At 67.4% G+C, this 26,325-nt stretch carries 21 protein-coding genes, 1 tRNA gene and 1 riboswitch; of the genes, 8 read left to right on the top strand and 14 right to left on the bottom strand.

The features are described 5' to 3' along the window. Window positions 1-60: 60 nt before the first annotated feature. Window positions 61-300, top strand: a complete 240-nt coding sequence (locus HDA39_RS34515; RefSeq protein WP_184802405.1) for a hypothetical protein — start codon at window positions 61-63, stop codon at window positions 298-300. Between the two features lie 196 nt (window positions 301-496). On the opposite strand, the gene HDA39_RS34510 is transcribed toward HDA39_RS34515, so the two are convergent. From HDA39_RS34510 to HDA39_RS34495, 4 genes are all read right to left on the bottom strand, one after another. Next, the gene (locus tag HDA39_RS34510; protein ID WP_337926019.1) at window positions 497-1,171 is read right to left on the bottom strand and encodes a GAF and ANTAR domain-containing protein; all 675 of its coding nucleotides are present in this window, start codon (window positions 1,169-1,171) and stop codon (window positions 497-499) included. Window positions 1,172-1,521: 350 nt separating this feature from the next. Further along, window positions 1,522-2,184, bottom strand: a complete 663-nt coding sequence (locus HDA39_RS34505; RefSeq protein ID WP_184802403.1) for an anti-sigma factor family protein — start codon at window positions 2,182-2,184, stop codon at window positions 1,522-1,524. Continuing rightward, window positions 2,181-2,723 carry a sigma-70 family RNA polymerase sigma factor gene (locus tag HDA39_RS34500; protein ID WP_273482674.1) on the bottom strand — a complete coding sequence of 181 codons (543 nt, stop codon included), beginning with the start codon at window positions 2,721-2,723 and terminating at the stop codon, window positions 2,181-2,183. Before HDA39_RS34500 ends, HDA39_RS34505 begins: the two co-directional genes overlap by 4 nt. Window positions 2,724-2,737: 14 nt before the next feature. Then, window positions 2,738-3,148 carry a DoxX family protein gene (locus HDA39_RS34495; protein ID WP_184802401.1) on the bottom strand — a complete coding sequence of 137 codons (411 nt, stop codon included), beginning with the start codon at window positions 3,146-3,148 and terminating at the stop codon, window positions 2,738-2,740. 212 nt (window positions 3,149-3,360) lie between these two features. Between HDA39_RS34495 and HDA39_RS34490 the strand changes: the two genes are divergently transcribed. The 4 genes from HDA39_RS34490 to HDA39_RS34475 all read left to right on the top strand — a co-directional run bounded on the left by HDA39_RS34490 (window position 3,361) and on the right by HDA39_RS34475 (window position 8,526). Further along, window positions 3,361-3,436, top strand: a tRNA-Lys gene (locus HDA39_RS34490). Window positions 3,437-3,549: 113 nt separating this feature from the next. Next, window positions 3,550-5,031: a tyrosine-type recombinase/integrase gene (locus tag HDA39_RS34485; protein WP_184802400.1), complete on the top strand. Its 1,482-nt coding sequence runs from the start codon at window positions 3,550-3,552 to the stop codon at window positions 5,029-5,031. 355 nt (window positions 5,032-5,386) lie between these two features. Further along, window positions 5,387-6,754 carry a pentapeptide repeat-containing protein gene (locus HDA39_RS34480; RefSeq protein ID WP_184802398.1) on the top strand — a complete coding sequence of 456 codons (1,368 nt, stop codon included), beginning with the start codon at window positions 5,387-5,389 and terminating at the stop codon, window positions 6,752-6,754. Between the two features lie 545 nt (window positions 6,755-7,299). Further along, window positions 7,300-8,526 carry a 2'-deoxycytidine 5'-triphosphate deaminase gene (locus HDA39_RS34475; RefSeq protein ID WP_184802396.1) on the top strand — a complete coding sequence of 409 codons (1,227 nt, stop codon included), beginning with the start codon at window positions 7,300-7,302 and terminating at the stop codon, window positions 8,524-8,526. A 530-nt stretch (window positions 8,527-9,056) separates the two neighbouring features. Here HDA39_RS34475 and HDA39_RS34470 read toward each other — a convergent pair. Next, window positions 9,057-10,076: a hypothetical protein gene (locus tag HDA39_RS34470; RefSeq protein ID WP_184802394.1), complete on the bottom strand. Its 1,020-nt coding sequence runs from the start codon at window positions 10,074-10,076 to the stop codon at window positions 9,057-9,059. Beyond that, a riboswitch (cyclic di-AMP (ydaO/yuaA leader) is annotated at window positions 10,076-10,268 on the bottom strand. It overlaps the preceding gene by 1 nt. 387 nt (window positions 10,269-10,655) lie before the next feature. Next, complete coding sequence (locus tag HDA39_RS34465) at window positions 10,656-11,639, bottom strand: ATP-dependent DNA ligase (RefSeq protein WP_238356218.1); 984 nt, start codon at window positions 11,637-11,639, stop codon at window positions 10,656-10,658. A gap of 441 nt (window positions 11,640-12,080) precedes the next feature. Between HDA39_RS34465 and HDA39_RS34460 the strand changes: the two genes are divergently transcribed. After that, window positions 12,081-12,599, top strand: coding sequence for a hypothetical protein (locus HDA39_RS34460; protein ID WP_184802392.1), 519 nt, complete (start codon window positions 12,081-12,083; stop codon window positions 12,597-12,599). A 312-nt stretch (window positions 12,600-12,911) separates the two neighbouring features. Here HDA39_RS34460 and HDA39_RS34455 read toward each other — a convergent pair whose 3' ends face one another. After that, window positions 12,912-13,286, bottom strand: coding sequence for a hypothetical protein (locus HDA39_RS34455; RefSeq protein WP_238356217.1), 375 nt, complete (start codon window positions 13,284-13,286; stop codon window positions 12,912-12,914). A 268-nt stretch (window positions 13,287-13,554) separates the two neighbouring features. Between HDA39_RS34455 and HDA39_RS34450 the strand changes: the two genes are divergently transcribed. Together HDA39_RS34450 and HDA39_RS34445 are read left to right on the top strand one after the other, a co-directional pair. Continuing rightward, window positions 13,555-14,748 (top strand): integrase core domain-containing protein, encoded by a 1,194-nt coding sequence (locus HDA39_RS34450; RefSeq protein ID WP_420488705.1) that lies wholly within the window; start codon window positions 13,555-13,557, stop codon window positions 14,746-14,748. Window positions 14,749-14,869: 121 nt separating this feature from the next. Then, window positions 14,870-15,355, top strand: coding sequence for a hypothetical protein (locus tag HDA39_RS34445; RefSeq protein WP_184802388.1), 486 nt, complete (start codon window positions 14,870-14,872; stop codon window positions 15,353-15,355). Between the two features lie 130 nt (window positions 15,356-15,485). Here HDA39_RS34445 and HDA39_RS34440 read toward each other — a convergent pair whose 3' ends face one another. The 7 genes from HDA39_RS34440 to mobF form a co-directional block, all read right to left on the bottom strand. Beyond that, complete coding sequence (locus tag HDA39_RS34440) at window positions 15,486-16,391, bottom strand: bifunctional DNA primase/polymerase (RefSeq protein ID WP_202893208.1); 906 nt, start codon at window positions 16,389-16,391, stop codon at window positions 15,486-15,488. After that, window positions 16,388-16,813: a hypothetical protein gene (locus tag HDA39_RS41970; RefSeq protein WP_202893207.1), complete on the bottom strand. Its 426-nt coding sequence runs from the start codon at window positions 16,811-16,813 to the stop codon at window positions 16,388-16,390. The genes HDA39_RS34440 and HDA39_RS41970 overlap by 4 nt, the downstream gene beginning before the upstream one ends. Window positions 16,814-16,816: 3 nt before the next feature. Continuing rightward, a complete protein-coding gene (locus HDA39_RS34435) occupies window positions 16,817-17,170 on the bottom strand; it encodes a hypothetical protein (protein ID WP_184802385.1) in 354 nt (117 codons plus the stop codon). Between the two features lie 34 nt (window positions 17,171-17,204). Next, complete coding sequence (locus HDA39_RS34430) at window positions 17,205-18,710, bottom strand: DNA cytosine methyltransferase (protein WP_337926018.1); 1,506 nt, start codon at window positions 18,708-18,710, stop codon at window positions 17,205-17,207. Further along, window positions 18,707-19,030 (bottom strand): hypothetical protein, encoded by a 324-nt coding sequence (locus tag HDA39_RS34425; RefSeq protein WP_184802383.1) that lies wholly within the window; start codon window positions 19,028-19,030, stop codon window positions 18,707-18,709. Before HDA39_RS34425 ends, HDA39_RS34430 begins: the two co-directional genes overlap by 4 nt. Before the next feature lie 504 nt (window positions 19,031-19,534). After that, on the bottom strand, window positions 19,535-21,559 hold the full coding sequence (locus HDA39_RS34420; protein WP_184802381.1) for a hypothetical protein: 2,025 nt from the start codon (window positions 21,557-21,559) through the stop codon (window positions 19,535-19,537). 34 nt (window positions 21,560-21,593) lie between these two features. Continuing rightward, on the bottom strand, window positions 21,594-26,321 hold the full coding sequence (gene mobF / locus HDA39_RS34415) for a MobF family relaxase (RefSeq protein WP_184802379.1): 4,728 nt from the start codon (window positions 26,319-26,321) through the stop codon (window positions 21,594-21,596). Between the last annotated feature and the right edge of the window lie 4 nt (window positions 26,322-26,325).

Here is a 26,325-nt window from a genome sequence, read left to right as displayed (position 1 = left end):
TCCCGGCAGGGAACACACCTTCGACAGGCGAGTGTCGGCGAAAGCGCCTAGCCTTCGGCCATGACTGGTTTCGAGCCCGACACCGAACTGGTGTCCCGCCTCCCTCTGCCCAGCCATGTCGTCGTCCAGGTGGACGGCGTCTGGTACCGCGGCTGGTTGATCGGCCGCGAGCACGAGGACGAGGGATGGACCGGGACAGTGCAGTACGAGGGCGACGACGGCGTCGAGCGGACCGAACGGCTACCGGCCGACCGGATCGCTCTGCCGGAGTCGGACCGACCGAAGGAGCAGGCGTCGTAGGAGGAACGACCGCGGAAAGGCCCCGAGGAGCAACTCCTTGGGGCCTTTGCGCGTCACGGGTACTTCGGGCGCCTCGTGCGAAAGCGGATCCCGCCCCAGGCCCTTCGGGCGGTTGACCTGGAGCGGGATCCAGCGTTACACCCTCTGTATCGGTGAGGACACGGCCGGTGTTACACCGGTCAGGAACTTTTCTGCGTCAGGACAGCCTGCGCGTCTCGATCAGCCGCTGCGCGACGTCCCGCAGCTTCACGTTGTTGTCCTGCGAGTACCTGCGCAGTACGGCGAACGCCTGCTCGTCGGTCAGGTCGAAGCGTTCCATCAGGATCCCCTGCGCCTGGCCGATCAGCTTGCGGGCGTCGATCGCCTGCCACAGCGTCGACTCGCTGCGCGCGTTGGAGACCGCCACCGCCGCGTGATCGGCGAACACCTGCGCGATCACGTCGTCGTTCGGGCCGAATCTTTCGGTCGCCGGATCGTAGAGATTCAGTACGCCGACTGTCGTGGTCGGAGTCCGGAGCCTGACGCTGAGCACGCTGCGCAGGCCGACGCCGGCGATGCCCTCGGACCAGCGTGGCCAGCGGAGATCCCCCGGGAGGTCCCCGCTGACCACGCTCTTCTCGTCCGCAACCACGCTGAACCCCGGGCCCTCGCCGGTTTCGATCTGGACCCGGTCGGCCTCCTCGACCAGCGCGTCGGTCGCGGTCGCCGACTCCAGCCGGCCGCCGCGGTGCGCGAGCAGCAGGCTGGCGTGCACGGTGCCGATCCGGGGCAGCACGAACTCGAGGAACCGTTCGGCGGTCTGTTCCACATCGGGCTGCTCGTGCAGGACCTGGGCCATCCGGGCCAGCTCCTGGGCGAACTCGTCGTTCACCGGGTCACTGCGCCCGACGGTTGGGAGGTTGCTCTCACCGGGGTGTGTCCTCAACGGTCGAAATCACTGCGGGCGGCATGCTGCGCCACCGGCTGACTTCCCAACCGCGATGAACCATAACACCGACCTGATGACCTGACGCCGGTCCCACCCGCTGCTGTGCCGGACGAGAGGCGACCCCGGTGCGTCGGGTCTGAACACCGGGGCCTGGAACGACTTGCCTCTCGAGCGACCGGCCCTTCCTTGCTCTCAGGTGCCCCTTCCGGCACCTGTCATGCGCGTTCGTGGAAGACACTGCCGGAAGTGGACGTCCAGCGGGCGTGCACTCCGATGCCGGGACCCGGCTCCGGTCAGAAGTGGACGGCGAGCAGGATGCGGCCGGTGTCGGAGCTGCGGATGTCCAGCGCGCGGATCTCGCCGCGGTGCAGCTTGGTCGTTGCGGCCGGGCGGACCGTCGTACCGGGAGAGGCTGTCCAGCTCGCGATCATCGTGGTCTTGCCGCTCTGGTCGGTGACGAACAGGTCGTAGCCGCGGGCGCGTTCGCTGGGGGTCGCCAGTTCGTCGTACCGGCAACTGATCTCGATCGTCGTCCCCCACCGCTCCTCCACCAGGCGGGCATCGGCGGTCAACTTGCTGGCGACGGTCTGCGCCAGGACGACGTAGTCCCCCTCGGGTTCCTCGCGAGCCAGCGGGACCGCCACCACCGCGCCGATCGCGGCAGCGGTGGCGGCGGTCGCGGCGACCAGTCCCGCGACCCGGAACCGCCGCTTGCGACGGTCCCGGGTGACGGCCCGGACCAGGCCGGGCAACAGGTTCGGCGGGGTGGGGTCGAGGGTGGCGAGCGCCCGCTCCCCCGGCAGCATCGCCAGGGTCCCGGGGACGCCCGCCAGCGACGCCACCTCCGCCGAACAGTCCGCGCACGTGCGCAGGTGCTCCTCGTACGCGCGCCGATCCTGCGCGGACAACGCGCCCAGCAGGTAGGCCGCGTCCCAGTCCCGGTACGGATCGCTCATTCCTGCGTCACCCCCCTCTCCTGCAGCGCGAGCTTCAGCGCCCGCATTCCGTAGTGCAACCGCGATTTCACCGTGCCCGGCGGGATGTCGAGCTCCTTGGCGATGTCGGTGACCGTCCGCCGGCCGTAGTACGCCCGGACGATCACCTGCCGATGGTCCTCCGACAACTGCGCCAGCGAGTCGGCCACCAGCCACGCGTCCAGCACGGCGTTCGCGTGGTCGGCGCTCGGCCGTTCCGGCAGGTCGTCGCTGGCGACCTCCCGGTTGACCCGCGCACTGCGCCGGTCGTCGATGACCAGGTTCCGCGCCACGGTGAACAGCCAGGCCCGCGCCCCCGCCTCGTCCTCGGTCAGGATCTGCGGCCGCCGCCACGCCCGCAGCAACGTCTCCTGCACGACGTCCTCGGCGAACCGGTCGTCCCCGGTGAGCCGGACCACGAACCGCCACAGCGCAGGCGCGTGCACGTCGTGCAGCTCACGCAGAAGCGCCGCCCGATCGTCGGCCATCGGCACTCCAGCTCTGTCGTCGTGGATCGTCATGGCCCGGCACTCCGCTACTCGCCGGCCGCCACAGGCTCCCGCTTCCTGCTGGAAAGGCTACTTTCCAGCGCCCAGCCCCCGTTCCCGAGCACCGCGATCAACAGGAACGCGAACGCGAACAACGCCGCCTTCTCCCCACCGTTCTCCACCGGCAGCAACCCGTCAACCTGATGCACCGTGAAGTACGCGTAAGCCATCGACCCCGAACACAGCAACGCGGCCCACCGCGTCCCGAACCCCACCATCACCAACGCCCCCGCGATCCCCTGGATCGCCGCCGCCCACCAGGACGGCCACGTCAGTGCTTCCACCTGCTTCACCCCCAGCACCCCGAACAGCGCCGCGGCGCCATGGGTGGCAAACAAAAACCCCACCACAATCCTGAACACAGCAACGACCTGCCCCTGCCAGCGCTCCAACATCATCCAACTCCTCAAGGTGAACGGACGGCTCCACACCCCCACCCGCCTCACGCCGGCGAGGGCGCTCCTCACCCCAGGAAACGACCAACCCACCCATCCGGTTCAACCCACAGTGATCCACCGATCACCGTCCGAGACCACCTCAACCACTGGTCCTATCCCTGCTTCCAGTTGGCCCCCCACCCCCAACACCTGTCACACTGTTCCCCACACCCGGGCCTCTAGCTCAATTGGCAGAGCAGCGGACTTTTAATCCGCGGGTTGTCGGTTCGAGTCCGACGGGGCCTACCAAGCGTGAAAACCCTTTAAAACAAGGGGCTTCCACCTTGCATCGCACGAGTGCAGAACTTCGCTCGATGCAGATCGTGGGATCAAACGTGGTGCGAATTGCTACCCTTGATCCCATGGCAACGAGCCCGAAGAGGCGCCAGCGAGCCCGCGGCAGCGTCGAGACATTGCCCAGCGGAGCCCTCCGCGTGTCGGTCTACGCGGGCATTGACCCGGTCACCAAACGCCGGCACTACCTCAAAGAGACCATCCCCGCCGGCACGCTCAAGGCGGATGATGAGGCCGAGCGGGCAATCCGCCGGCTTCAGACCCTGGTCGACGAGCGTCGGCAGCCGCGGACCAATGCCAGCGTCAGCGCTCTGGTGGAGCGCCACCTCGACCTGGCCCAACTGGACGAAACGACAGCACGCACCTATCGCGGGTACTTTCGAAATCACATTCAGCCGATCATCGGGCACATCAAGGTAGGTGCGGTCGACGCTGATCTCCTTGACCCCTACTACGCGGAGCTTCGCAGGTGTCGTCTGCACTGCGACCGGCAGCGATTCATCGAGCACCGCACAGCCCGACCGCATGAGTGCGACGACCGATGTCATCCCCACGTCTGCCGACCCCTGGGCGCAGCAACGATCCGTCAGATCCACTTCATCCTTAGCGGGGCATTTCAACAAGCGGTCCGCTGGAAGTGGGTAGGGGTAAACCCGATGCCGACCGGCAAGCCGCCAGCCGCTCCGAAGCCGAACCCACGACCGCCGACAGCGGCGGAAGCGGCCCGGATCCTGGCCGAGGCGTTCAGGGACCCTGCCTGGGGCACGTTCGTCTGGATAGCCATGGTCACCGGTGCCCGCCGCGGTGAACTCTGCGGCCTCCGCTGGTCCAAGGTAGACCTCGAGAACGCCATCATCATCGTGGACACTAGCGTCGCCCAGAACAGTAGTCAGAAGTGGCTCAAGGACACCAAGACCCACCAGCAGCGTCGTCTCGCCATTGACGGCGACACCGTCACCATTCTCCGAGAGCACCGCGCCGAATGCGAACGCCGAGCTGAGGCTCTCGACACGAAGCTTCGTGCAGATGCGTTCGTCTTCTCTCTTGAACCGGACAACAGCGAGCACCTGGTCCCGGATAGCGTCTCTCAGCGCTACGGCAAGCTGGCCGCCCGCCTGGGCATCAACACCACACTTCACAAGCTCCGCCACTATTCGGCCACCGAACTCATCGCGGCCGGCGTTGACATCCGTACGGTCGCCGGCCGACTTGGCCATGGGGGCGGCGGTACAACCACTCTCCGCGTCTACACAGCATTCGTGTCCGAGTCGGATCAACGTGCGGCGCAAGCTCTCTTCTCCCGGCTCCCTTCCCGGCCGGAGCAGCGCACCGCGTCCGAGCGGGCGCGCGTAGAACCGCGCTCGCCGTACGAGCACGTGGCGACGGCGATCAGCGGAGACATCACAGACGGACAGTTCCCGAGAGGTGCGGCTCTCCCGTCCACAGCTCAGCTCACCCAGATCTACGGAGTGTCGGCGGGAACGATCCGACGAGCCTTACAGCTGCTTTCCGAGTGGGGCCTGATTGATGGATCAGGACGGCCGATCTAACGATCGGCCTGTCGGAATCGAACCGACGACCATCTCATTACGAGGAAGAACGACACCGTCACATCCGCTCTCAACCAGCGCTTGAGTCCCATGTCGGCCTCCACGGGAGGCGAAATCTCCCATGAGTAGCCACCAGTTCGTGCCATGGATGATGCCACGCGGAGGAGCGCAACCCGCCGACGTCGACCGCGTTGGGCCGAGATGCGCCGCAATCGCTATGGGCCTACGGGCTCACATCCTGGAGACCAGCTCAGCTGACCGGTGGTATACCCGCAGGCGCATGCGGCCGGAAGGGGCACCACACAGTGCGGCATGGCGCTCACGCCGACGCCTTAGCCGCTGCGATCGTTGACGCATGGAGAAGGGGCACGCAAAGAGCGCAGATATAGATTCACCGAAGGCGGCACAGACACCGCAGGTCGACGGCGACAAGAGTGTTCTCAAGCCGAGGCATGTCATCTGGGCAGCGGTCGTGGTCGCTCTCGCGAGCGTTGCAGTAGGACTGCCGCTCGCTGGCTGGCTTGCCGTTGGAGATGGAGTTGTTTGGTGGGACCCACGCACCTTCAGCTTGCCATCGAGCCAACTATACGACGTCGTACGTAGCACAATCGCGATCATTGGGCTTGTCGGTATTGGTTCGGCTGCGTTGATCGCGTATCGCCGGCAGCAGACAACTGAGCGGCAACTCAATCTTGCGGCCCGGAAGCAAGATCTTGAGAAGAGCGCCGAAGAGCGGGCTGATCGCGCAGATTACCGATCTCGATTTAGTGCCGCGGTCGACCAGTTGGGCCACACCGAGCCGTCGATACGGATTGCAGGCGTCTACGCGATCGCGCAACTCGCCGATGACTGGGGCCAACGGGAGCCATCGCAGCGTCAGGTCTGCGTAAATGTGCTGTGCGCGACTCTCCGGTTGCTGTCGCTCCGGGTCAACGAGGACGATCCACAGGAACTGAAGGAGCAAGAACGCTCGGAGATCCGGAATGTGATCACCCAGGAGATTGCGCGCCGCTTGACCGGAGCATCGGGCGGATCATGGTCAGACTGTGATCTGCCGCTCGCCGGGGCACGCCTTACTGACGCCAAGTTCACTGGGTGCACATTCCGGGGCGACGTTTCCTTCGAGATGGCTGTCTTCGACGGTCAAAGATCTGCGGATTTTGAAGAGGCCGTCTTTAACGGCCAGGTTGACTTCACCGCCGCTGCATTCACGTCGTGGAAGACGTCTTTCAAGGGCGCCAGGTTCGCAGGGGGTACCGTCCGCTTTGATCATGCTAAATTCAACGGCTCCAATAGCGTTAATTTCCGCGGTGCGCGATTCGAGTCTGGGGAGGTGCGATTCTTTGAGACTGCATTCAACTCAGCGATCATCGACTTTCGCGAAGCGGAGTTCCTTACCGAGACCGTTGTCATGGAAGGGTCGCTTGGTGGACGCGTGTCTGCCGTAGGTGTCTCGGCGCCGAACATGCTGTGGGATCAGGAGAGTTGGTCGACGCCCAGCACTCACTCGCATGTGCAGTTCTCCGCTGTCGTGAAGGCCGGCGAGGGTCGTGGGCAATCCGATACGCGCGTGCTGTTAAGCAAGGCCAAGTTCACAGGAAGAGTGCTGTGGGACGAGCGAGAGGCTCCGTCGGCCTGGCCCGGCCATCCCGCACCGAAACAGGCACCAGACGCAGCCCAAACCGCGGACCCGCCCCCTGACTCGTCTCCAACGTCCGTATGACGCAGTGGACCTATCGCCGTGCCTGCAGACTGCGCGCATCGGTCAACTCCTGGCCCGCTCGATTCGATCAAGGTTGACGGGTCCTCCACTTTGGCCAGGGAGAGCACTCTTGACGGGAGGAGTACGGGGTCCGGATCATCGAGCGGCCGGCGGACGGGTTACTCAGTGGTCAGATGCCTGGGATGGGCGCTCGCCGCTCTAGTGTCTGGGTTCGCCGGTCTAGATCGAGTCGGTTACCAAGGGCTGGGTTGTGCCGGCAGCCGGCATGGGCAGGCGCTCCGGAGAGCGTGCCGGTCCTGGTGCACCTTCGATCGATAAGGAGGGCCGCACTGGCGGCCATTGGAATCCGTGGATCTGTTGAGTGAGGCAACGGATACTCTCCGATGACACCCGATTCCCAAGGATTCGAGCCGGCGTCGTGTGTCCGACGGACCTCCACTCCGGACCAGAACCGGCAGGACGGTCTGAACTCCGACCTGCGTCGTGCCCAGGCTCGCGTCGTGTCGCTAGACTCCGACGAACCACGAAGGAGGAGACTGGGCGTCATGGTGGACCTATCTGCGGGCAAGGATGGAGTGCTGCCAAATCAGCACCTAGAGAAGGCGATCGCGGACGGCATCATCAGTGCACCCGGCGGGGACATCCCGGCTGCCAACATCCAGCCCGCGAGCCTCGACCTACGCCTTGGCGACGTGGCGCACCGGATCCAGTGCAGCTTCCTTCCCGGAACCCACACAGTGGACGATCGACTACGCGAGCTCGGCAAATACGAACTGGATCTCACTGGTGAAGACGGAGCGGTGCTTGAGGTCGGGCTTCCGTACGTAATCCCGCTCATGGAGCGACTCCAACTGCCGCATGGAATGCGAGCACGAGCGAACCCGAAGAGTTCGACCGGGCGCGCCGACGTCTTTACTCGCGTGATCACGGATCGTGGCCCACGCTTTGATGATATTCAAGCGGGCTATGCCGGCCGTCTCTACCTCGAAGTTGTCCCTCTCTCTTTTCCGATCAGAGTTCGACGCGGGCTCACCCTCAATCAGCTGCGACTGTCTGTCGGAGACGCTGCACTCTCCGACGCGGACATCAAGCGGGAACATGCTGAGAGTCCGTTGTTGTCGGTCGCGGGGAAGCCTGTAAACCCGAAAAACCTACAGCTGTCCTCAGGTCTGTTTTTAGGCCTGAATCTGCGCGGCCCTAAAGGCAGAGGCGTCGGATGGCGGGCGCGGAGCAGCGCTCCGTTGCTTGACCTGAGCAAATCCGGAGCGTCCGACCCTCACCTGTTCTGGGACAAGGTGGCTCGAGAGGAGGGCGACCGCATCATTCTGCAACCGAACAGCTTCTACCTCCTGATGTCGCACGAGGCGGTCACCATCCCACCGCACTTGGCCTCAGAGATGGCCGCCTACGATCCAACGAGCGGCGAACTCCGGACGCACTATGCCGGGTTCTTCGATCCCGGCTTCGGATACAACGCCGAACAACGCGGGGCAGGATCGACTGCCGCGTTGGAAGTCCGCGCCCACGACGTCGCCTTCATGATCGAACATCGCCAACCTGTCTGCAAACTGACCTTCGAGCGCATGATCGAACCGCCGACCATGCTGTACGGCGAAGGTGGCTTGGGATCGAACTACCAGGGGCAAACGGAGACACTTGGCAAGCATTTCAAAATCGAAAGAGACGACATCCCGCCTACTCCCGCTGATAGCCGCCGTGGGATGGGCCGCCTTGAGTCCGAACAACTTGAGTTCACCGCCGCTGAGGAGTGAGAGTTCCGTGTCACAGACTCCCGACCCGGACGCCTGCCGAGGACAGGATGATCTGGGCAAACTTGAGCACGATGAGACAAACGACGTCTGGTACCAATGCGACTACGACCCGCGGCGAGATGTCTACACCTGGGTAATCCTTCCTCCGGTTGAGGATTGAGTCGAGGAGGTTGACGGGTGGTGACCGTCGATGCTGGCCGAGTTTCCGTGCGCCAGTAGATCGCGCACGACAGTGTCACAGATCGGCAACGATCAGCTACGGGGGTAGCACGCTGAACCGTGGATCGTTTCCTCTGTGGACATAGACACACCAAATAGCCTGTCGCTGAGCCGCCTCACATGTAAGGCTGTCTACACCCGACCGAGTAGGGACACATCGTGAAGGTCGTTAAGGACACCAGCAGCGTCGAGCGTGCCAAGCAAGTTGCCCGGAACCCCACTGATTACTTCGCGCGAGGACGGGCCGAGGTACGGGCCGAGGCCCGGAGACCTCGACCCGCACCCAACAAGGCGCCCCAGAAGGCCGACGACTAGGCCGTCGGGTAGTCAGCGAACCTTGCGTAGTTCGCACAGGTGGCTGCGAAAGCATCCGCGATCACCTGCGCGGTCCGCACATGGTCTTCGGTGATCGCCTCGCAGTCCGGGCTGTCGATGGTCACCATGCCGAAAACGTCACCCTCCTCGCCGGAAACATGCAACGCGGCGAATGCCTTCCACACCTTCCGCTTGTTCCATGCGTATGGCGCGCCGTCCTCGCCTAGATGCCAGATCCGGGGCTGCTTCGCATCCAACGCTCGGAATGCCTCGTCACCGCGGGCGTTGTCGCCCTCTCGCATGACCAAGCTCGGCTTCTTCCGCTCGCCTCGCTTGTCGATGGCTCGGAGTAACCGGTGGGGCGCGCGACCCTCGACCTGCCAATAGATGACTCGGACGTCGGAGACGCTCCCACCTAGGTACTCGACGATGCCCGATTGCATCGTCACCAGGGCTTGCCCGTATAGCTGAGCCGGCAAGGTTTTCTGGTCGTCCGGGAGCGTCATCGGGTCGAGGCTTCCGAGGCTGATCAAGGTACCGATTAGAGGCCGCAACACGACTTTGGAGAGCAATATCTGCTCCTCAAGCGCGCGCATCACGTCCGCCAGCTCCGTCTGCTGGCGATCGATCTCATCCTCGCGGTCCGCAAGCCTAGCTTCTCGATCTGCAAGCTCTCGCTCACGGCTAGAGATCTCGGCCGCCGACGTCCGATACTGGACCAACTGCGCAGCTACGTTCAACAGTGCGCCAGCCACTACGGCGGCGAGGCCGCAGTAGGTCAGGAAGGTCTCCAGGGTGGTGTGAATAAACAACGCATTCACATTGCCCGTGGCGCCCGGTGCTCTGACCTGCGTCCACCAGCCGACGCCGGTGAGCACCGCGCTTAATCCGTTCAGCGCAAACCACCAGGAGGGCAGCAGCGTCCTCCACGGTCGGCGCGCCAACTGTCCTGCCGGCTGGCTCCCGGCCGGCAGTAACGCGGGCGTCGTCTCCTGACGACGCTCGATCTTGGGCATGGTTGTCTCCAGACGCCTGCGGAGTTAGCTGTCGGGTTCGGGCTGAGAGTCAATAGCCCGGTCCGCTCCCGCGGACTTCACCCCAGGGACCCGGCCACTCACGGCCGGGACCCAACATCCTGGGTCCCCCACTCCTGCCATGGTTCTTCGAGGGGAGCGGGTGCGCCTGGCAGGACTCGGCGTTGACACACCTGCGGTTGGACACTCTGTGTCCAGGTAACAGCCGAGATTACACCCATTCTCGAGGTGCTTGTGCCTGGACGCCACGACGCGCCGGAATGCTGTCCGGCGCATGTGGGATGGACCTGCCCACCTTGTGTCGTGTTGTGCTGCGTTGTGCCAACGCGCAGCACTCAACGAGTGGACACCAGGCTCACTCCATCTCCTTACTGGCAAGGGGTTCTAGCACTCCTCAGGGGACTGTCCACTGAGGAGTAAGGGCGCAGGACGGGAGTCCTACGTGGCCGGCATCCGCCGGAGGAGACGCTCAAAGCTATGTAACTCGGCGATGTTTCTATTGCCGCTACGAATACTGTTTGTAATAGCGGGTTTGAATCGTATTGGACCGCCGCCGAAGCATCAGAGAGTGGGAACTTCCTCCGGCTTCAAGTCTGCTCGGTACCGCACGTATCGCAGCCCGTGGCGCCATTGGCCAGCCTGCATCGCGGCGTCGGCCAGGACCTCGACCACGACGTCAGGGCGGACCTTGGTCAGGGGCTTCTTTGAGTCCTTGCCACCCCAGCGCACCGACGCGATCTCGTCCGGCCACGGGTGCCCGCGCGACGCAGGACGCAGCACAGCGCCGAGCTGGCGAGAATCCGCAGCACCGAGTGGAACCGTCCGCCCCACCATCACGAATTCACCGGCCCGGTATCGGCCGGCGATCACCACCTCGGGACGATCAATCGGGCCGATCACGCCGCCAACGATCACTTCGACGGAGTCGCGGCGCTTGACCTTCAGCCACTCCCGCCGACCGGGGACGTAGCGGGAGTTCGCGGCCTTCACCACCAGGCCCTCGATCCCCATCGCTTCAGGCAGCACGTCGAACCACTCCTGCGCTTCAGCAAGATCGTCGGTTACCGGCGAGATCTGCAACGGTGGCCTCCATCGATCGGCGAGCTGCTCCAGCCGCCCGCGTCTCACCGTCCAGCGCTGGGTGCGCAGATCGACGCCACCAACCGCGAGGAGGTCGAACGCGACGAATGCCGCCGGCACAGACTTCACCAGCGCGTGGGCCTTCGACGGCGAGGTGACCATGCGACGTTGCAGCGCGTCGAAGCTGAGCCTGCCCTCGACCAGCATGGTCAGCTCACCGTCGAGCACGACGCCGGGCGCGAGTTGCCGTTCGGCTGCGGCAGCGATGTCAGGGAACCGGTCAGACAGGTCATGCCGCTGCCGCGACCAGATTCGGGCGCCGGCCTCGCTCCGGACGACGACCGCGCGGTAGCCGTCGAACTTGGGTTCGTAGCGCGCCCCGCCAGGCATCGACGCCGGCGCCGGGATGTGCTCGGTGAGCCTGGCTAGCTCGACCTCGACGGGGCCGGCCAGGTCCGGCGGCAACCGGGCCTGCGCCTCAGTTCTGCGAGCCTGGGGAGCCACGTCGTGCCCGGAGAATCGACAACCAGCCAAATCGAGGCCACACCACGACTCGGACTCGCCGGGCCACGACGAGAGGATCCCGCTGCGGGCACGTACGTGCGTGCTCCGGCAGATCGACCCCATCACACTTGGCGCATCGCCGAGCCATACCGCCAGAATGCGCCCACGGGCGCGCTTGTGTCTTGCAGAACTCAGATTGTCACCAGACCGCGTACGGGCAGTGATCAGCTGGAAACGTCGCCGTACGGCGGCCGGTTCGCCGGCGCGAGCGAAATCCCTTCGGCCTGAGCCTTGGAACGGATCGCGTCTCCGCCAGGTCAGCCAACTTTTCGCGCACCGAGACCCATCTCAGCAGGTAGGAGGTCAGTCCTCCTTGACTGATCTGACGAAAGGAACGATCAGATGAAGACTCGACGACGAGTTGCTGCCGGCCTGGTCTTGGCCCTGCTCGGGGCAGGGCTGGTGAGCGGTATACCGGCGGTGGCGGCCGGCGGACACGACATCGCGTCTGACAAGGCGACCAGCCTGAGCGCCGGCGGACCCGCGGTTATCTCGCGGGACGTCTACCTCACCAACGAGGCTGTGACAGGTACTGCGCTCCTACCGGCCGGAGCGAGCCCCCGCGTGATCTACCTTGCGGCTGGCAACTACAGGTTCACGACCTACCTGAGCGACTCGGCGCCGGCGGAGGAATGGGACACCTACTTCGTCCTCAAACAGGGCGGGACGTACAACTGGCGTTGTTACATCGACGGCACGGGGGATGCGTGGCCGAAGGTCAACTACCACGGGAAGTGTCTGCTCCGCCCTCACAATTCGGACAGGCCCGACCTCTGGCTGCCCGGCGGCGGCGGCGCGGTCCAGTGGACTCGGTACAAAGGCACGTTTTACTGGGAGAGCAAGCTCTGGAAGGAGGGCTGAAATTCGTCCAGTACTTACCTCAGTCGGCACCAGCAAGTAGCGCAGGAGGCGCAGGCCCGCCGTTCACGGGGAGTCAGGCTGCCCGGCGCTCGGCTCTCGCCTTGGGCCAGTCAGCACCCCCGGTCCATACCCACCGATTGCTGCCAGGGGCCTCAGGCCGGTAGGCCAAGGGCCAGCCGCAGAACTCGTCGGCGGTGCGCCCCATCCGCTCGGCGGCGCGCCGTTGGTCGTCCCAATCAGACACGTAGAACACCTGTCGATCGGCCACGCCGCCGACCAGAGTGATCACTGCCTCACGCAGCGCGCCGGGCATCAGCTGGCACCGCCGGAGGGGGAACGGCCGACCTGCCGTGATCCCTCGGCCGGGCGGAGTTCACGTTGGCTGATCCACTTGATCTGCCCGTCCGGCAGTTTCACGCGGCCGATCCACTCCCCGCCCTCGCTCACCCAGGCGTCGAGTTCACCGATACGCGGCTGCCAGGCGTCGACGGCTACCGGCTTGTCCGGCCGCCGAACGCTGCGGGGATCGCGGGGGCCGTGGGCGTCGTACTGCAACTCCAGATCGGCGGCCAGCGCTTGCGCCCGAGCCTCAGTCGGCTCTTCACCTCGCCGCCCGTTCATGGCGTTGTCCCACACCAGCCAGTGACGAGGCCCGTCGCCGGGGCGCACGTTGAACCGTCCAACCATGACGCCAGAATGACATAAATCGAACATACGTTCTACCCCGCCGGGCCCGTGCTGGCCTCAGACGTGTTATGTCGCAGGACATAGGTGACGGATCCACATCAGGACATCGGTGACACTTTCGGGGATCTTGGTGGTGACACTTCGGTGAGTCGTCGGGGTCGGTGGTGTCCTGGCTCGGTCGACTCCGCGGGTGTCGAAGAATGAGCTTGTTGATCCTCGTGTCCGTCTCGCGATCGCACAGTGGCCGTCTAACGCTCCACGTGGGGCGGTGACGACCTTCTGTGCCGAGCACGGCATCTCGCGCAAGACGTTCTATGAGATCCGGCGGCGCAGCCTCACCGACGGGCCCGCGGCGGCGCTGGAGCCGAGATCGCGGCGACCGAAGTCGAGCCCGTCGAAGCTGGCCGATGAGGTCAAGCAGCAGGCGATCGGGGTCCGGGCTGCACTCGAGCAGTCCGGGCTGGACTGCGGCCCGATCAGCGTGCACGACAAGATGCACGCGATGGGCCTAGAGGTGGTGCCTTCGGTCGCGTCGCTGGCCAGGATCTTCCGCGAGGCCGGCGTGGCACGGCTGGAACCAAGGAAGAAGCCAAGGGCTGCGTGGCGCCGGTTCGTCTATCCGGCCCCGAACGCCTGCTGGCAGCTCGACGCCACCGAGTACGTGCTCACTCGCGGCCGCAAATGCGTGATCTTCCAGCTCATCGACGACCACTCCCGCTACGCGGTCGCTTCCCACGTCGCGTGGGGCGAGACCTCCGAGGCGGCGATCGTCGTGTTCGACAAGGCCGTGACCGCCTATGGCGTGCCCCAGCGGCTGTTGTCCGACAACGGATCGGCGCTCAACCCCTCGCGGCGCGGACTCCTTGGCCAGCTCGTCGTCCACCTGATGGCCCTAGGCGTCGAGCCGATCACCGGCAAGCCCTACAAACCAACCACCCAGGGCAAGAACGAACGCTTCCACCAGACCCTGTTCCGCTACCTCGACAAGCAGCCACTGGCCGCCGATCTGGCCCAGCTGCAGACCCAGGTCGACGCCTTCGACCACATCTACAACACCCAGCGCCCCCACCAAGGACTGCCCGGCCGCATCACACCCCTGACCGCCTGGCAGGCCACCGAGAAGACCGAGGCACCCCGCCCCACCCGCGATCTGTTCCGCCGTCCCGTCACCCGGCCCCGACCCGCCCGGACACCGGTGCCTACCGACCTGCCCGACGGCACCGTCGTCAAGAAGCTGGCCAGCAACGGCGTCTTCATGCTGAACAAGGTCCAGTACATGGTCGACGGGCGACGAGGTTTCCAGCAGGTCCTCGTCATCACAGCCGGCGACAAGATCACCGTTGCCGACCTCGAAGGCGAGATCCTCATCGAGCACACCAGGCCCGCGCCCGGAGTGACCTACGTCGGCAACGGCCGCCCCAGCGGCCCACGCCAAACCTCTAAACCGTCACCGATGTCCTGACACATCCAGTGTCACCGATCTCCTGATCCAGAACTGTCACCCATGTCCTGAGACATCACATGCTGGCCTCAGACGTCGCCAGGTGTGGAAATGTCGGTGGGTGGTGGGATCGTGTTGTGGTATGGAGATCACCGAGGAGATGCTGTTGTCGATCCCGCCGGGCAACGTGCGGGTGCCGGTGGAGGAGTTCGCTGTCGTTTGGCGGCTCGCGGAGAGTGAGTGTCTGCGCCTGGTGCGGGCGACGTCGGTGGGTGAGAGCTCGCGGGAGTTGTCGTACGCGTCGGCGGTGATGGGCACGTTGCGGTGGCTGGCAGCTGCTCAGGCGCCGTTCGGGCCTCCGGGGTCCGGGATGTCGCGGGAGGCTTCGGCGCCGTTCACTCCGTACACGGGGCGGGCGTTGGGGCGGGCGGACCACGACAGCATCCGTGAGGCGCGGGACTCGGTGCGGGCAATGTTGTTGATGTTTCCTGACGGCTACAAGACGGCCGGGATGCCGCCGCGGCCTGGCTACCTGGAAGGTGTGGCCGACGCGATCGAGTGGGCTTGGGTGTTCGGGCCGGCGCCGCGGTTGGCGCAGCTGCCGGCGGACTCGCCCCGGACGGCGTAGTCACCGCTGTTTCAGGGCTTGCGGATGTCGAGAGGTGGGTTGGCTTAGCCTCGGAACCTCGGAGAGCCTCAGGAAGCCATGCGCGGCTTCCTGAGGCTCTTTCATGTGTTGCGCCTGGGCTGGTTTCGGGTCAGGGACGGATGCGCGGGTGGCGGGCTCCTGCGGTGAGGCCTGAGGCGATGGTGCGGTCGGCTTCGGCCTGGGGCAGTCCGATCCGGGTCGCGGCGGCGGCGAGTTCCTTGCGAGTGGTGCTTTCGTCGAGCAGGCCGGCGGCGACGAGTTGGCCGAGCGCGAACGCGGCGGCGTTGAGTGCGTGGTTGCGGCGTCCTTCGGTGGCGGCCAGAAGCTTGTCGAGTTCACCGGTCAGTGCAGCCAGGGCGTAGGCGTCGGTGTGGCGTTGCGCCGGTGCCGGCCTGGTCGCCGCGGTAGCGCGTTCGGGGGTGGTGAGGAGTTGAGTGATCCAGCCGGGTAGTGGTCGGGGAGGCAGGTTGCAGCTGGTGGTGTAGTGGCGCTGACCGATGACCGATCCGGCGCCGACGACGTAGCCGCCGTGACCCCTGGTGTCGATCTTCCATCCGATCCGCCCGGCACTGTTGGGCAGCTGCTGGTCGTGGGGCTGAGTGAAATACAGGTGCCGGCCGCCTGAGGCGGTCGCCACTTCGTGGGTGGCGGGGAGGGTGGTGTGGTGGTCAGTTGCGATCAGGGCGAGGACGTCGGCGCCGGTCGCGGCTCCTCGAGTAGCCCATGCGGCCGGAGCCTTGTCGTCAGCGGTTTTGGGCAGGTCGAGGTCGACGACGAGCAGCACGGACGGGCCGGTGGCGACGCCGATGTTCCACGGGGCCTGCTGCCAGGTCCGCGCGATCGTCAGGTGGTCGGTGGTGGCGGCTGCTTCCCAGTCCTCTACCGCGGGCACCTTGCGGCCCGGCACGAGCGGAAACACTTTGAATCCCTGGTCGGCGAGCTGGTGCGCGGCGCGGCTGAGCGCCTGATGGCCAGCGTCGGTGACCGGTCGGCGGCGCCGGGTATGCACGCTCACGGCTCGATCTCCTGTCGGCGCGGCTCTTCCGGCTTGGTGAGGGCGGCGCGGTCGCCGTTGAACAGCACGTACAGCGGACCGCGGTCGGCGGGGAGGTCTTCGATGTCGTAGCGGGCGGGGGTGCCGTTGTCGGGGCATTCGATGGTGCCGGCGTAGTAGTCGCCGTCGTCGGTCGAGAACAGGATCCAGGCGACGCCGGTGGTGTCGAGGACGACGGGGCAGGTGGCGCCGGGGGCCCAGGTGACGAGTCGGTCGAGGTCGTCGGTGGTGGTGACGGTCACGCCGTTCGGGAGCAGCGAGGGGAAGTGCCGGCCTTCGAAGCTGCTGGAGCCTTCACAGGGCCAGGGCAGGCCGCAGCGGCGGCAGGTGACGCCGTGGAGGGCGGCGTGGCTGTTCGGGTCGAGCTCGTTGGTGTCGTACATCGGTCAGCTCCTGTTCGGGTCTGCGGGCTGGTTCTTGGCTTCGGTGGCGCGTTGGGCGGCTTCAATGAGGTGGGGTCGTACGGCGTCGATCCAGGCGAGGAATTCGTCGGCCGGCCAGCGCCCGCCTGCCTCGTCCAGGTCGACGTCGATCGAGTCGGTCACCCACACCGACGGGAAGTACGGCGAGAACACCTGCGCGTCCTCGCTGTGGCGGCGGGCGTCGATGGCCAAGCCGCGGTTGCCGGGCCAGTCGCCCCCGTTCTGGTGGTCGAAGCGCCGTGTCGAGACCACGATGGGCGGCCGTTCGACCAGCTGCGGGCTTCGTGACTCCTCAGGGCTCCCAGGTACTACCGACATCGTCATTTCTCCTTGTGGGGTTGACGGTTACGTGTCAGGCGGCAAGCGCGAGCTGTTGCCCGGTGATGGCCTCGACGATGGCGGACATGATCACCTCGGCGGCCGGTGGCGTGACGGCGTTGCCGAAGCCCTGGACTTGGTCTGAGCGTTCGCCGGCGGTGAGGTATCCGAGCGGGAAGGCCATGCCGGTGGCGATCTCGGGCGGGGTGAGCATCCGGACCTTGCAGTCCTCGACCCGCAGCGATTCGGCAAGATGGACCAGGGCGTAGCGGTCCTTGGTGGTCAGCGTGTTCATCGGCTGCCCGAGTCCGTGCGCGACGCCGGTCCGGTAGTACGGGACGAGCAGGTGGCCCCAGTCGACACCTTCGGTCCCGGGCGGCATGACGAGCGCGTGGTGGGTGCCTTTGGCCGAGAACGTCGCCAGCGGCCGGTCGATCCCCCGGGTCGTCGAGCCTCCGCCGCGCAGCTCGGCAATGAACGGGCGCACCTCGCCGGCGGCCCGCAGTTTCGCCAGGCCCTTCTCGATCCGTGCCAGCGTGGCCGGGGCCAGCATCTTGTCCTTGCCGCCCTTGGCGGTCCGGTCGGCGATCCGCTTGCCCATCGGCAGCGAGAAATCGATCGCCGCCGCGGCCGGCGCCACGTAGGGCTCGACAACCTGGTAGCGACACGTCACGTTGGGGCAGCGGTACCAGTACTGCCCGGTCTTGCCGTACTTGCCCATGTCGAGGCGGTGGTCCTTGAAGACCTGCATCGCGTAGACCTCGGCGTCGCAGGTCGGGCAGTACGCCTTCGGCCGCAGCCACTTGTCCCAGTCCGGTGCCCGGCCCAGCGCCTTCAGCCAGTACGCCACGTAGAGCCGGTCACGCGACTGCGGCGCCCGGCGGCTGTTCGGCGCCTGCGCGTGCATCGAGTTCAACGCGATAACCCGGACCTCGTAGCCGGTGCCGGTCTCACGGATCTCGCGCAGCCACCGGTTCCACTCGTCCCACTTGCGGCACTCCACGACGTTCTCGACAACCCCCGCCAGCACGGGCTCACCCTTGTCGGCCATCGCACGCAGGTACCGCGGAACCTCTTCCATCAGCGCACGCGACCGGACCGCTTCCGGTTCGGCCAGAACCCCCAGCTGGTCGTCGAACATGACACCTTGCAGCGACTGATCGAAGGTGCGCCGAACGCCGCGAGCGTTCGACCAGGCCGGACAGGCCGGCGACGCCCAGAACAGATCCGCCCGTGGCCAACCAGCGATGTTGGCCCGCACGATGTCACCGCAGAAGTGGTCAGCCCACGGGAAGTTCTTCGCGTGGACCTCGACCGCGAGCCGGTTGTGGTTGGCCGCCATCTTCAGCTCCACGCCCGGCACCGACGATGCACCGGCCGAGCTGCCACCCCAGCCGGCGAAGTCGTCCAGCAACTCCAGACCGCCACCGTTGTCGGGCCGCGAGCTGACCAGCGGCATCACACCGGTGCCGCGCAGGAACTCGCCTTCCCACTGCTCGAAGTCGCTGGCCGGCGGGCGATCGACGCAGACGGCGCTCACCGGGGCTTCTTTTCCGTTGGCGCGGTCTTGCCCGTCTCGTTGCCCGGAAGCTGCCGCACCTGCCGTGCCACGGCCTTGTGGAAGCTTTCCAGCGAGCGGTTGAGCCGCTCCCAGCGCTGCCGCAGGTCGAGCGCCTTGCCGAGATCGGGGTCGTCGAGGTAGTTGTGTTCGCCGAGGGCGTGCTCGGCCAGTTCGCTGCGCCGGTCGCAGAGGTCCAGCATCACGTCGTCGATCCGGCCGGCCAGCTCACGCATCTCGACGCGCGCGGCCTCAGCTTTTTCGGCCACCCGCTGGTCCCAGTCTTCGCCGTACACGAGCATGGTTCGGCCTCCTTCACAGTGGTTGGTGCGGGGCGCGCCGTGGGTGTCTGGTGGTCCGTCACCACCGCGCGCCCCGAGTCAGTGGGGTCAGCGCTTGGGCTTCTGGGGGCTGGAGGGGCACTCGGGCCGGCCGCATCCGGTCTGGCGCTTCGGGCTGCACCATGCGGGGTGGCTGTTGGTCTCGGGCTTGGTGTTCGTTGCCTTCGGCATCGTGGGTCCCTCTCGCTGGTGGCCGTTGCCTGACGGCAGTCCCCGTTCTTTGGGGCCTGCCGGCTGCTGCCGTCTGCCGGGCCGCTAGAGGCTCCGAGAACAAGAGGGTTGTCAGCTGGTGGACAAGGAAATAAGGGAGCGCAGCGACCGCCGCCGTCCTCCAGGTGAGAACCCTCTTGTTCTTGGAGGGGGCGGTCTGGCATCAGGCCACCAACCCCAGCCAGGCACCTGTTCTTGCTCGGGCCGTAGGACCGAGAACGCCCCGCCCCGGAACGGGGCGGGGCGTACCGGGGCTCAAACCTCCTGCTGGTCGCCGAGGCTCGGCTCCGCGTGTTCGATGGCTTTGCCGTTGTCGTGTTCGGCGGCCTGGTCGTCGGCGTGCCAGCGGGCAAGCTCATCGTCGCGATCGCTGGCGGCTTGGCGTTGGTCAGCCTCGACCCGTTCCTGGACTCGTTGCGCGGCGAGCTGGGCGCGGGTCACCGCGACCGTGCAAGCGCTGGTCTCGACCGCGGCGCGCACATCGCCGAGGGCGTCTGGCTGCTCCCGTGTGTCGCCTGCGTGGGCGTCGTTGTGCTCTTGGTTCTGCTCTTCGTCGGCCTCGCCACGTACCGGCCGGGCTCGTTCATCCGGGCTCGGCTGGTCGGCCTCGACCTGGATAGCCGTCTCAACGGCTGCTTCGCTGGCCTCGATCTGCCAGGGCTCAGCGGCGATCGCCGACTCGCCGTCCCAGTCGTACGGGACGTGGCGGGTCTCGCTGGCGACGATCCTCAGCCGTCCCGCGCGCTCGACGTCGCCACTACTCTCGGCGCTCGCGGCCAGCTCGTCGACCTCGCGCGCGAGCGCCTCGTCGCGGCGCCGCGGGTCGTTGTACTCGGCGGCCTCCAGCTCGGCGTCGAGTTCTTGCCGCTGCTCGTCGTCGTCCTGGTCGGCGATGCCATCGGCTAGCCGGTCACAAGGTTCGATCATCGCGTCGGCGTCGGCGGCGTCGGCGTCGGCGTCGTCGGCGGCGGATTCGGTGAGCTGGTCGCTGCTGTCGGCGATCTCGGTGTTGTGGGTGTTGTCGGGTCCGGTCAGGTCGGCCGGTACGTCGATGCCGTGCCCGCGGCTGGTGGATTCGATCCAACGGCGGAACTCCTCGCGCGCGTCTTCGATCTGCGCTTCCGGCTGATCGCTGCCGGCGGCGAGCTGGGCCGCGATGTACTCGTCACTGGCCGCTTGGCGCTGCACGGTCTCGGCGAACAGCCGCAACCTGTCGGCCTCGCCTGCCTCGCCGGAAGCCTGTGCGGCGGCGGCCATCTCGCGCAGGTGCTCGGCGACACGGTCGTGGCCCAGGTCGGGCCCGGCCGCAACCGGTGCGGGCTGGTCCAGCGCCGCGGTGACCGGCGGAACCTCGGAAGCCGCGGCGAGCTCGTCGGCCTCGGCCAAGTGGTCCGCGGGGTCGTCGAACATCAGCTCGGTACGGCCCGTGGTGTCGTCGGTGACCAGGTGGAACCGGCTGCCGTCGTCAGCTCCGTCGCGGGCCAACCGCCGCATGGCGGCCTCGATCTCGTCGCGGCTGTACGGGGTGAGCCCGGATTGGCGGGCTTGGCCCTCCAGCTCGTTGTACAGAGAATCCAAACCGAGCCACGTCGACGTGGTCTCGCTGTTCTCCTCGGCCAGCGCCATTCGCATCTCGTAGGCGTGCTGCACGGCCCGCTCGGCTCCGCGTTCGCGCTGCATCCGCCGCCCGGCCTCGTAGTAGCTGTCGTGCTCGACTCCGGCGGGCTCCTCGGCAGCTTCGTCGGGCGGGAGCTGAAGCCCTCGGCGGGCCAAAAAACGCTCGACGCGGGCCTGCACCGCGCCGCGTTGCTGCTCGATGAACGCGGCGCGGTCGTCAGCGTGGATCGCGTCGACAACGGCGCTCCATTCGTCGTCGCGGGCCTGCTCGCCCAGCCGGTCGGCGGCGGTCCGCAGCTGGTAGGCCATGTCAAGATCACCAACCGCGACCAAGGCGTCAGCCTGTGCCGCGAGACGACGGATGAAGTCGCCGTGGCCGAGGTCCGGTGCACCGGCGTCGATCCAGTCGTAGGCGGTCGCGAACCGGTCATAACCGACGGCCTGCGCGGTGTCGGTGTCGGTGTCGGTGTCGGTGGCGATTTGAACGGATTCGTCGGCGTGGGCTTGGGCTTCGACGAGGCGGGCCTGGTAGTCGGCTTCCCAGTACTTGGCCAGCTCGATTCGCCGGTTCATCTCGGCGGTCCCGTCGGTGCGGGTCGGTGGTGGCGTGTAGCGCCCGCGGCGACCGGTGATGCGGTTGAGCCAGTTCGATGCGTTCGACATGTCGGGGGGTGTCCTTTCGCGTGACGGGTGGTGGCTAGTCGTCGTAGCGGCCCATGACCGGGCCGTCGTCGTGCTGGGCGTGCTCGCTGTGCTGTGCGGTCTGGCTCGCGCGGGCCTGGTCGCCGGCGTGCCAGCGGGCGAGTTCCTCGTCGCGGTCGACGTCGTCGTGTCCGGCGGCGTGGCCGGCCTCGTGGGCTTCCTCGAGTTGGCGGCGGTGCTGAATCTCGATCAGCGCCCGTTGCGCCCGTCGGGCCGCCTCAGCGGTCTCGTCCGCGCTTGGCACTCGCGGGGCGGCGGCCTCACCCAGCGGCTGCTCGGTTGACGCGATCTCGCGAATGTCGGCCGGGGCAAGGCTTTCGCGTGCGGCGTCACGCTTGGCGGCCTCGTCGCTGGCCGAGTCCTCCTCGGCTACGCCCGTTGCGGTAGCGCCGCGGTCGCGGTCGTTGACGTCGGCCACAGAGTCCGTATCGGCGCTGCTGTGCCCGTCGGCAGTCACGGCGTCGTCACCGGTTTCGATGGCGTCGCCTTGGCCGGCGGCACCGGTGTGGTGCTGCTGGTCGCTGCTGTCGTCGACCGGGTCGTGCACGGGCCGGGCTTCGGCTAGATCGCGGGCACGTTCTTGGGCGACGTCGGTCAGGTCGTGCTCGTCGACCACGGTGAGGTCGTCGTCGGCGGTGACGTCGTTGACGTCGGCGGTGTTGTTGTCGGTGTCACCTGCGAGCTGGTCGGCGAGTTCGGGGCCGGTGGGTCCGGTGTCGGTGTTGTCGATGCCGCGTTGTTTCAGTTCGTACTCGGCGCGTTCGGCCGCGGCTTTGGTTTCGGCGGTGTGGGCCAGCCACACCGCGCGGGCGTCGTCGGCGGTTTGCAGCTCGGCCGCGCGCAGGTCGAGCGCTGCGGCCAGCGCGTTGGACTGCTCGGCTTCTTGCCGCAACCGGTCACTGGTCGCTTGGTCGGTGCTGGCGGCGGCTTCGGCGGCCCGCAGTGTCGCGGTGCGGCGTTCCCGGTCGGCGGCCTGGCGGGTCCCGGCCAGTTCGGAGTTGACGAACGGCGGCGCCCACGCCTGCTCGCGTTCCCAGGCGCGGACCCGCACCCTCAGCTGCCCGGACGACATCTCGGCTTCGGCCCGGTCGGCTTCGGGCCGGCCGAGTGCCCGCCACGCCGTCCGCCACGACGCGTACGCCTCGACCTGGCCCGGTTTCGGCGCTGCACCGAGCGGATCAGCGGCGTCGTCGTGACCCATCACGTCACGGTGCGCCTCGACCTGCCCGGCACGCCGGACCCAATCGGCCCGCGCCTCGTCACCTTCGGCCGGTACGGCACCGAGCGCTTCGACCGCCCACTGCGGCCCTTCGGCCGCGACCTGTTCGCCGAGTTCAACGGTGCGCTGGTCGGCCTCGCGGGCCAAATCGGCCAGATAGGCGGCCCATTGCGGGTCCTCGACGTGCGGAAGCCGCTCGGTGTAGGTGTCGCCGATCGGGTCGAACGGCCCCGCGTGCTTGATCCGGTCCTGGATGACGAAGCTGAGGTTGCGGGCACCGTCCAGGCTGCGGCGACCGATGGCGTCGGTGAGGACCTGACGCGGGTCCTGCCCGGCCAGCTCAACGTGCCGCAGCAGCGACCCCAAGGTCCCGGCGCCGTCGTCGGCCGCCAACGCGCACCGTTCCGCGTCGGTGAGCACACCGGCCGTGGTGAGTTCGTCCAGCCAGCTCGCGGTCCGGCCCGCGGTCGCGAGCGCGATCCCGTCGGCCAGCAGCTCGGCCGGCGTCCGGAGCCGGTTCGCTTCGGCGGCCGACTCGGCGGCGGCCTGCAACGCCGACAGTTGCGGGTCGTCGAGGTCGAACGTTGCCCGCAGCACCGACAGCGGCGACCGCTTCGCCGCGTCGACGGTCTCACCGAACTCCGCCTGCGCGCCCAGCGACTGGGTGACCACGTGCGCGGTGTTCGCGACCCGGCCACGGGTCATCGCCACATACAGCGCGTACAGCGACGTGTTCTGCGTCGCGACCAAGTGAGACGAGTCGACCGTCATCCCTTGGGAGGCGTGCACGGTGGCGGCGTAGCCGAGCGCGACATGGTCGCGCACGTAGGCCGCCGGCAGGATCATCGATTCGCCCGGTGCGGGGGTGCGGGTGCCCTGGAACAGCGGCAGCACCCGCAGTGACCCGTCGTCCAGAACACCGTCGACGAGGAACTCGTCGCGGTTGAACGCCGCGCGGGTGTTGCCGCGGTACCCGTTCAGGTGCCAGGCGTTGAGGCGGGTCTGGATCAGGTCACCGGCACCGACCCGGTTACCGGTCGAAGCCAGCGCCACGGTGCGTTCGTCGTCGACCAGCTTGTACTCGACCAGCCGGGCGCGCAGCTGCGCGGACACTTCGGCGGCCTGCGCGTTGGAGTCCACGATCAGCAGCGAGTGCAGCCCGGCGAGCCGGTCGGCCAGCCATGCGTCGCTCGCGGACCGCTGCGCGGCCTCCAGGTGGCCGCCGTCGAGGATGCGGCCCTGCTTGTAGTAGTCGCTGAGCACGTCCGCGTCGCCGCCTCGTAGCCGCAGCGACGCCGGACCCTCCCAGTCCGCGCGGAAGCGGCGGGTTTCGACCAGCTCGTGGGTGAGGGCGTTCGCGGTGACCAGTTCCATGCCGCCGCCGGCACCGACCGCGGCGAGCTGGCGGTGGTCACCGACCAGCAGCAGTTTCGCGCCGGCCTCGGTGCACCGGTCCTGGATCTGCGCGAGGTCGGTGGTGTTGGCCATCGCCGACTCGTCGACCACGACCAGGTCACCGGCCCGCAGCCGCCACGCCTCGTGCTCGGCGCGCGTTGATCCGTCGGTGAGCTGCTGCTGGGTCATCAGCCAGCGGGTGATGTTCATCGCGGTCACGCCGTCGGCGGCCAGCACCTCGGTCGCGACCTGCGACGCGGCCAGCCCGACCATGCGGTGCTGGTGGCCGCCCCACAGGTCGGGGTTCTCCCATGCCTTGGCCAATGCGCCGACGACGCGGGACTTGCCGGTCCCGGCCGGGCCGACCAGGGTTTCCACCATCGCGCCCGACGAGAGGATCCCGCTCACCGCGGCGGCCTGGTCGGCGCCGAGCTCCAGCCCGGCCGCGGCCGACTGCTTCACGAACGCGGCGGTGTCTCCGGTCGTCATCGCGACCGCTCCGCGCGCGTAGCCGGCACCGGCCAGCTTGCGTTCGGCGCGCAGGTGATCCGGCGTCACGAACCGCGCCGCGCCGGGCGCTTCGTAGGCCGACAGGCCGTCGCTGCGCACCAGCTCGTCGGGCAGCGCCCCGGCCTGGCCGCGGTTCTTGGTGTCCACCTGGCGCGCTCTGGCCAGACCCTGCTCGGTCAGGCTGTCCAGCAGCCCGGCGATCTTGGCGGGTTTGAGGTTGCCGAGGTTGTCGGGCAGCGCGTCGTTGATCGCGCGGGTCAGGTCGGCCGCGCGCCAGGTGGCGTGCTTGGACTGCACATCGGCCAGCGCCGTCTCCAGCACCTTGGCCTTGTTGATCCGGCCCGGCAACCAGCGCCGCTGCCGCGCCGCGAGCACGTCGTTCGCAACCTTGGCCAGCCCGCCGCGCAGCTCAGTGCGCAGCTCGGCGTCCCAGCGCTGCAAGCGCGCTTCGTAGGTCTCGCCGTCATGGGTCTTGGCCTTGCGGGTGGCCTTGGTCGCGGTCTCCTGCAACCGGGCCAGCTCCAGGTTGTTCGGTTCGCGGCCCCACTTCTTCTCGAACGCGGCCACCAGCGGCGCGGTCTTCTTCGTGATCGCGCGACGCCGCTTCGAAAACAGGTCCATCACGGCCTGGTCGATCCCGGTGATCTCACGCGCCTTGCCGTCGGGTCGCATCTCGAACCGCACCCCGAGCGCCTGCGCGAGCTGCTGTTCCATCACCCGCTCCCCGACCGCAGCCGCGGCCGGCTTCACCCGGCGCAGCGCCTGCCCGTCCAGCGTGCGCCACTTCCCGTCGGGTCCCTGGACCCGGTTCAGGATCGCGTTGTGGATGTGCAGCTGCGGGTCGTGGTCGCGGCTGTCGTGCTGGAAGAACGACGCGACCGTCAGATCCGGTGCCTCCGCCCACCGGCCCGCCGCACCGCCGTGGTGCCCGACTCGGGTGTAGCCGGCGTTGTCTTGCAGATACGACAGCGCCGCGTTGTTCCCGGCCCAGATCGCGTCCTCGACCGCCTGGCGCCGCCCGCCCCACTGCACCGCTTCACGCTGTGCGGTGCGCACCGCGGTCCGGTACACGATGGCGGCGCTGCGGTTGCCGGTGCGCTCGGCCTGCTCCAGTGCACTACGGGCCGCCTCGACTGCACCGAGCGCCTGCACCTCCTGGGCCTCGAACGCGGTGTGCAGCACCGTCACCGACTTCTGCGGCGAGAACGTCGCGTCGTAGAACGACACGTTGTTGCGCACCGATGCACCCACCAGTGCACGCAGCTCCTCGCGCCGCTCCGGCGATGCACCGGGCTCTTTGGCCAACGCCATCGCCAGCGCTTCATCCTCGGTCTTGTAGGCCCGCCCGGTGTGACCGAGCGTCGCCGCCTCGTCCCAACGGATCGGGTCACGAAACGCCTCGTCGCGCGGGTCCAGGTACCGCTCGTACAGCGCGGTCATGTCCTGGGTGTCGACCTCACCGGCCAGGCCGAACGCCTCCGCGCCGCGGCCGAACCAGCGCCCCGGCGGCTCGCCGGCCGCGACCGCGCCGGTGTAGTAGTTCTCCCGGCCCGTCGCGACCGACCCGGTCAGGTAGCTCGCAGAGTGGCCACTTTCCATGCCC

The sequence above is a fragment of the Kribbella italica genome (assembly GCF_014205135.1).
GTDB lineage: Bacteria > Actinomycetota > Actinomycetes > Propionibacteriales > Kribbellaceae > Kribbella > Kribbella italica.
The sequence above is the reverse complement of the archived record's forward strand: the minus strand, read 5'-3'. Positions and strand labels throughout refer to the sequence as shown.

Excerpts from the sequence above, each read along its gene's own strand:
- HDA39_RS34515 (WP_184802405.1), top strand. The coding sequence starts at position 61 with ATGACTGGTTTCGAGCCCGACACCGAACTGGTGTCCCGCCTCCCTCTG.
- HDA39_RS34505 (WP_184802403.1), bottom strand. The coding sequence starts at position 2,184 with ATGAGCGATCCGTACCGGGACTGGGACGCGGCCTACCTGCTGGGCGCG.
- HDA39_RS34500 (WP_273482674.1), bottom strand. The coding sequence starts at position 2,723 with ATGACGATCCACGACGACAGAGCTGGAGTGCCGATGGCCGACGATCGG.
- HDA39_RS34495 (WP_184802401.1), bottom strand. The coding sequence starts at position 3,148 with ATGATGTTGGAGCGCTGGCAGGGGCAGGTCGTTGCTGTGTTCAGGATT.
- HDA39_RS34485 (WP_184802400.1), top strand. The coding sequence starts at position 3,550 with ATGGCAACGAGCCCGAAGAGGCGCCAGCGAGCCCGCGGCAGCGTCGAG.
- HDA39_RS34480 (WP_184802398.1), top strand. The coding sequence starts at position 5,387 with ATGGAGAAGGGGCACGCAAAGAGCGCAGATATAGATTCACCGAAGGCG.
- HDA39_RS34475 (WP_184802396.1), top strand. The coding sequence starts at position 7,300 with ATGGTGGACCTATCTGCGGGCAAGGATGGAGTGCTGCCAAATCAGCAC.
- HDA39_RS34470 (WP_184802394.1), bottom strand. The coding sequence starts at position 10,076 with ATGCCCAAGATCGAGCGTCGTCAGGAGACGACGCCCGCGTTACTGCCG.
- HDA39_RS34460 (WP_184802392.1), top strand. The coding sequence starts at position 12,081 with ATGAAGACTCGACGACGAGTTGCTGCCGGCCTGGTCTTGGCCCTGCTC.
- HDA39_RS34455 (WP_238356217.1), bottom strand. The coding sequence starts at position 13,286 with ATGGTTGGACGGTTCAACGTGCGCCCCGGCGACGGGCCTCGTCACTGG.
- HDA39_RS34445 (WP_184802388.1), top strand. The coding sequence starts at position 14,870 with ATGGAGATCACCGAGGAGATGCTGTTGTCGATCCCGCCGGGCAACGTG.
- HDA39_RS41970 (WP_202893207.1), bottom strand. The coding sequence starts at position 16,813 with ATGTACGACACCAACGAGCTCGACCCGAACAGCCACGCCGCCCTCCAC.
- HDA39_RS34435 (WP_184802385.1), bottom strand. The coding sequence starts at position 17,170 with ATGTCGGTAGTACCTGGGAGCCCTGAGGAGTCACGAAGCCCGCAGCTG.
- HDA39_RS34425 (WP_184802383.1), bottom strand. The coding sequence starts at position 19,030 with ATGCTCGTGTACGGCGAAGACTGGGACCAGCGGGTGGCCGAAAAAGCT.
- HDA39_RS34420 (WP_184802381.1), bottom strand. The coding sequence starts at position 21,559 with ATGTCGAACGCATCGAACTGGCTCAACCGCATCACCGGTCGCCGCGGG.
- mobF (WP_184802379.1), bottom strand. The coding sequence starts at position 26,321 with ATGGAAAGTGGCCACTCTGCGAGCTACCTGACCGGGTCGGTCGCGACG.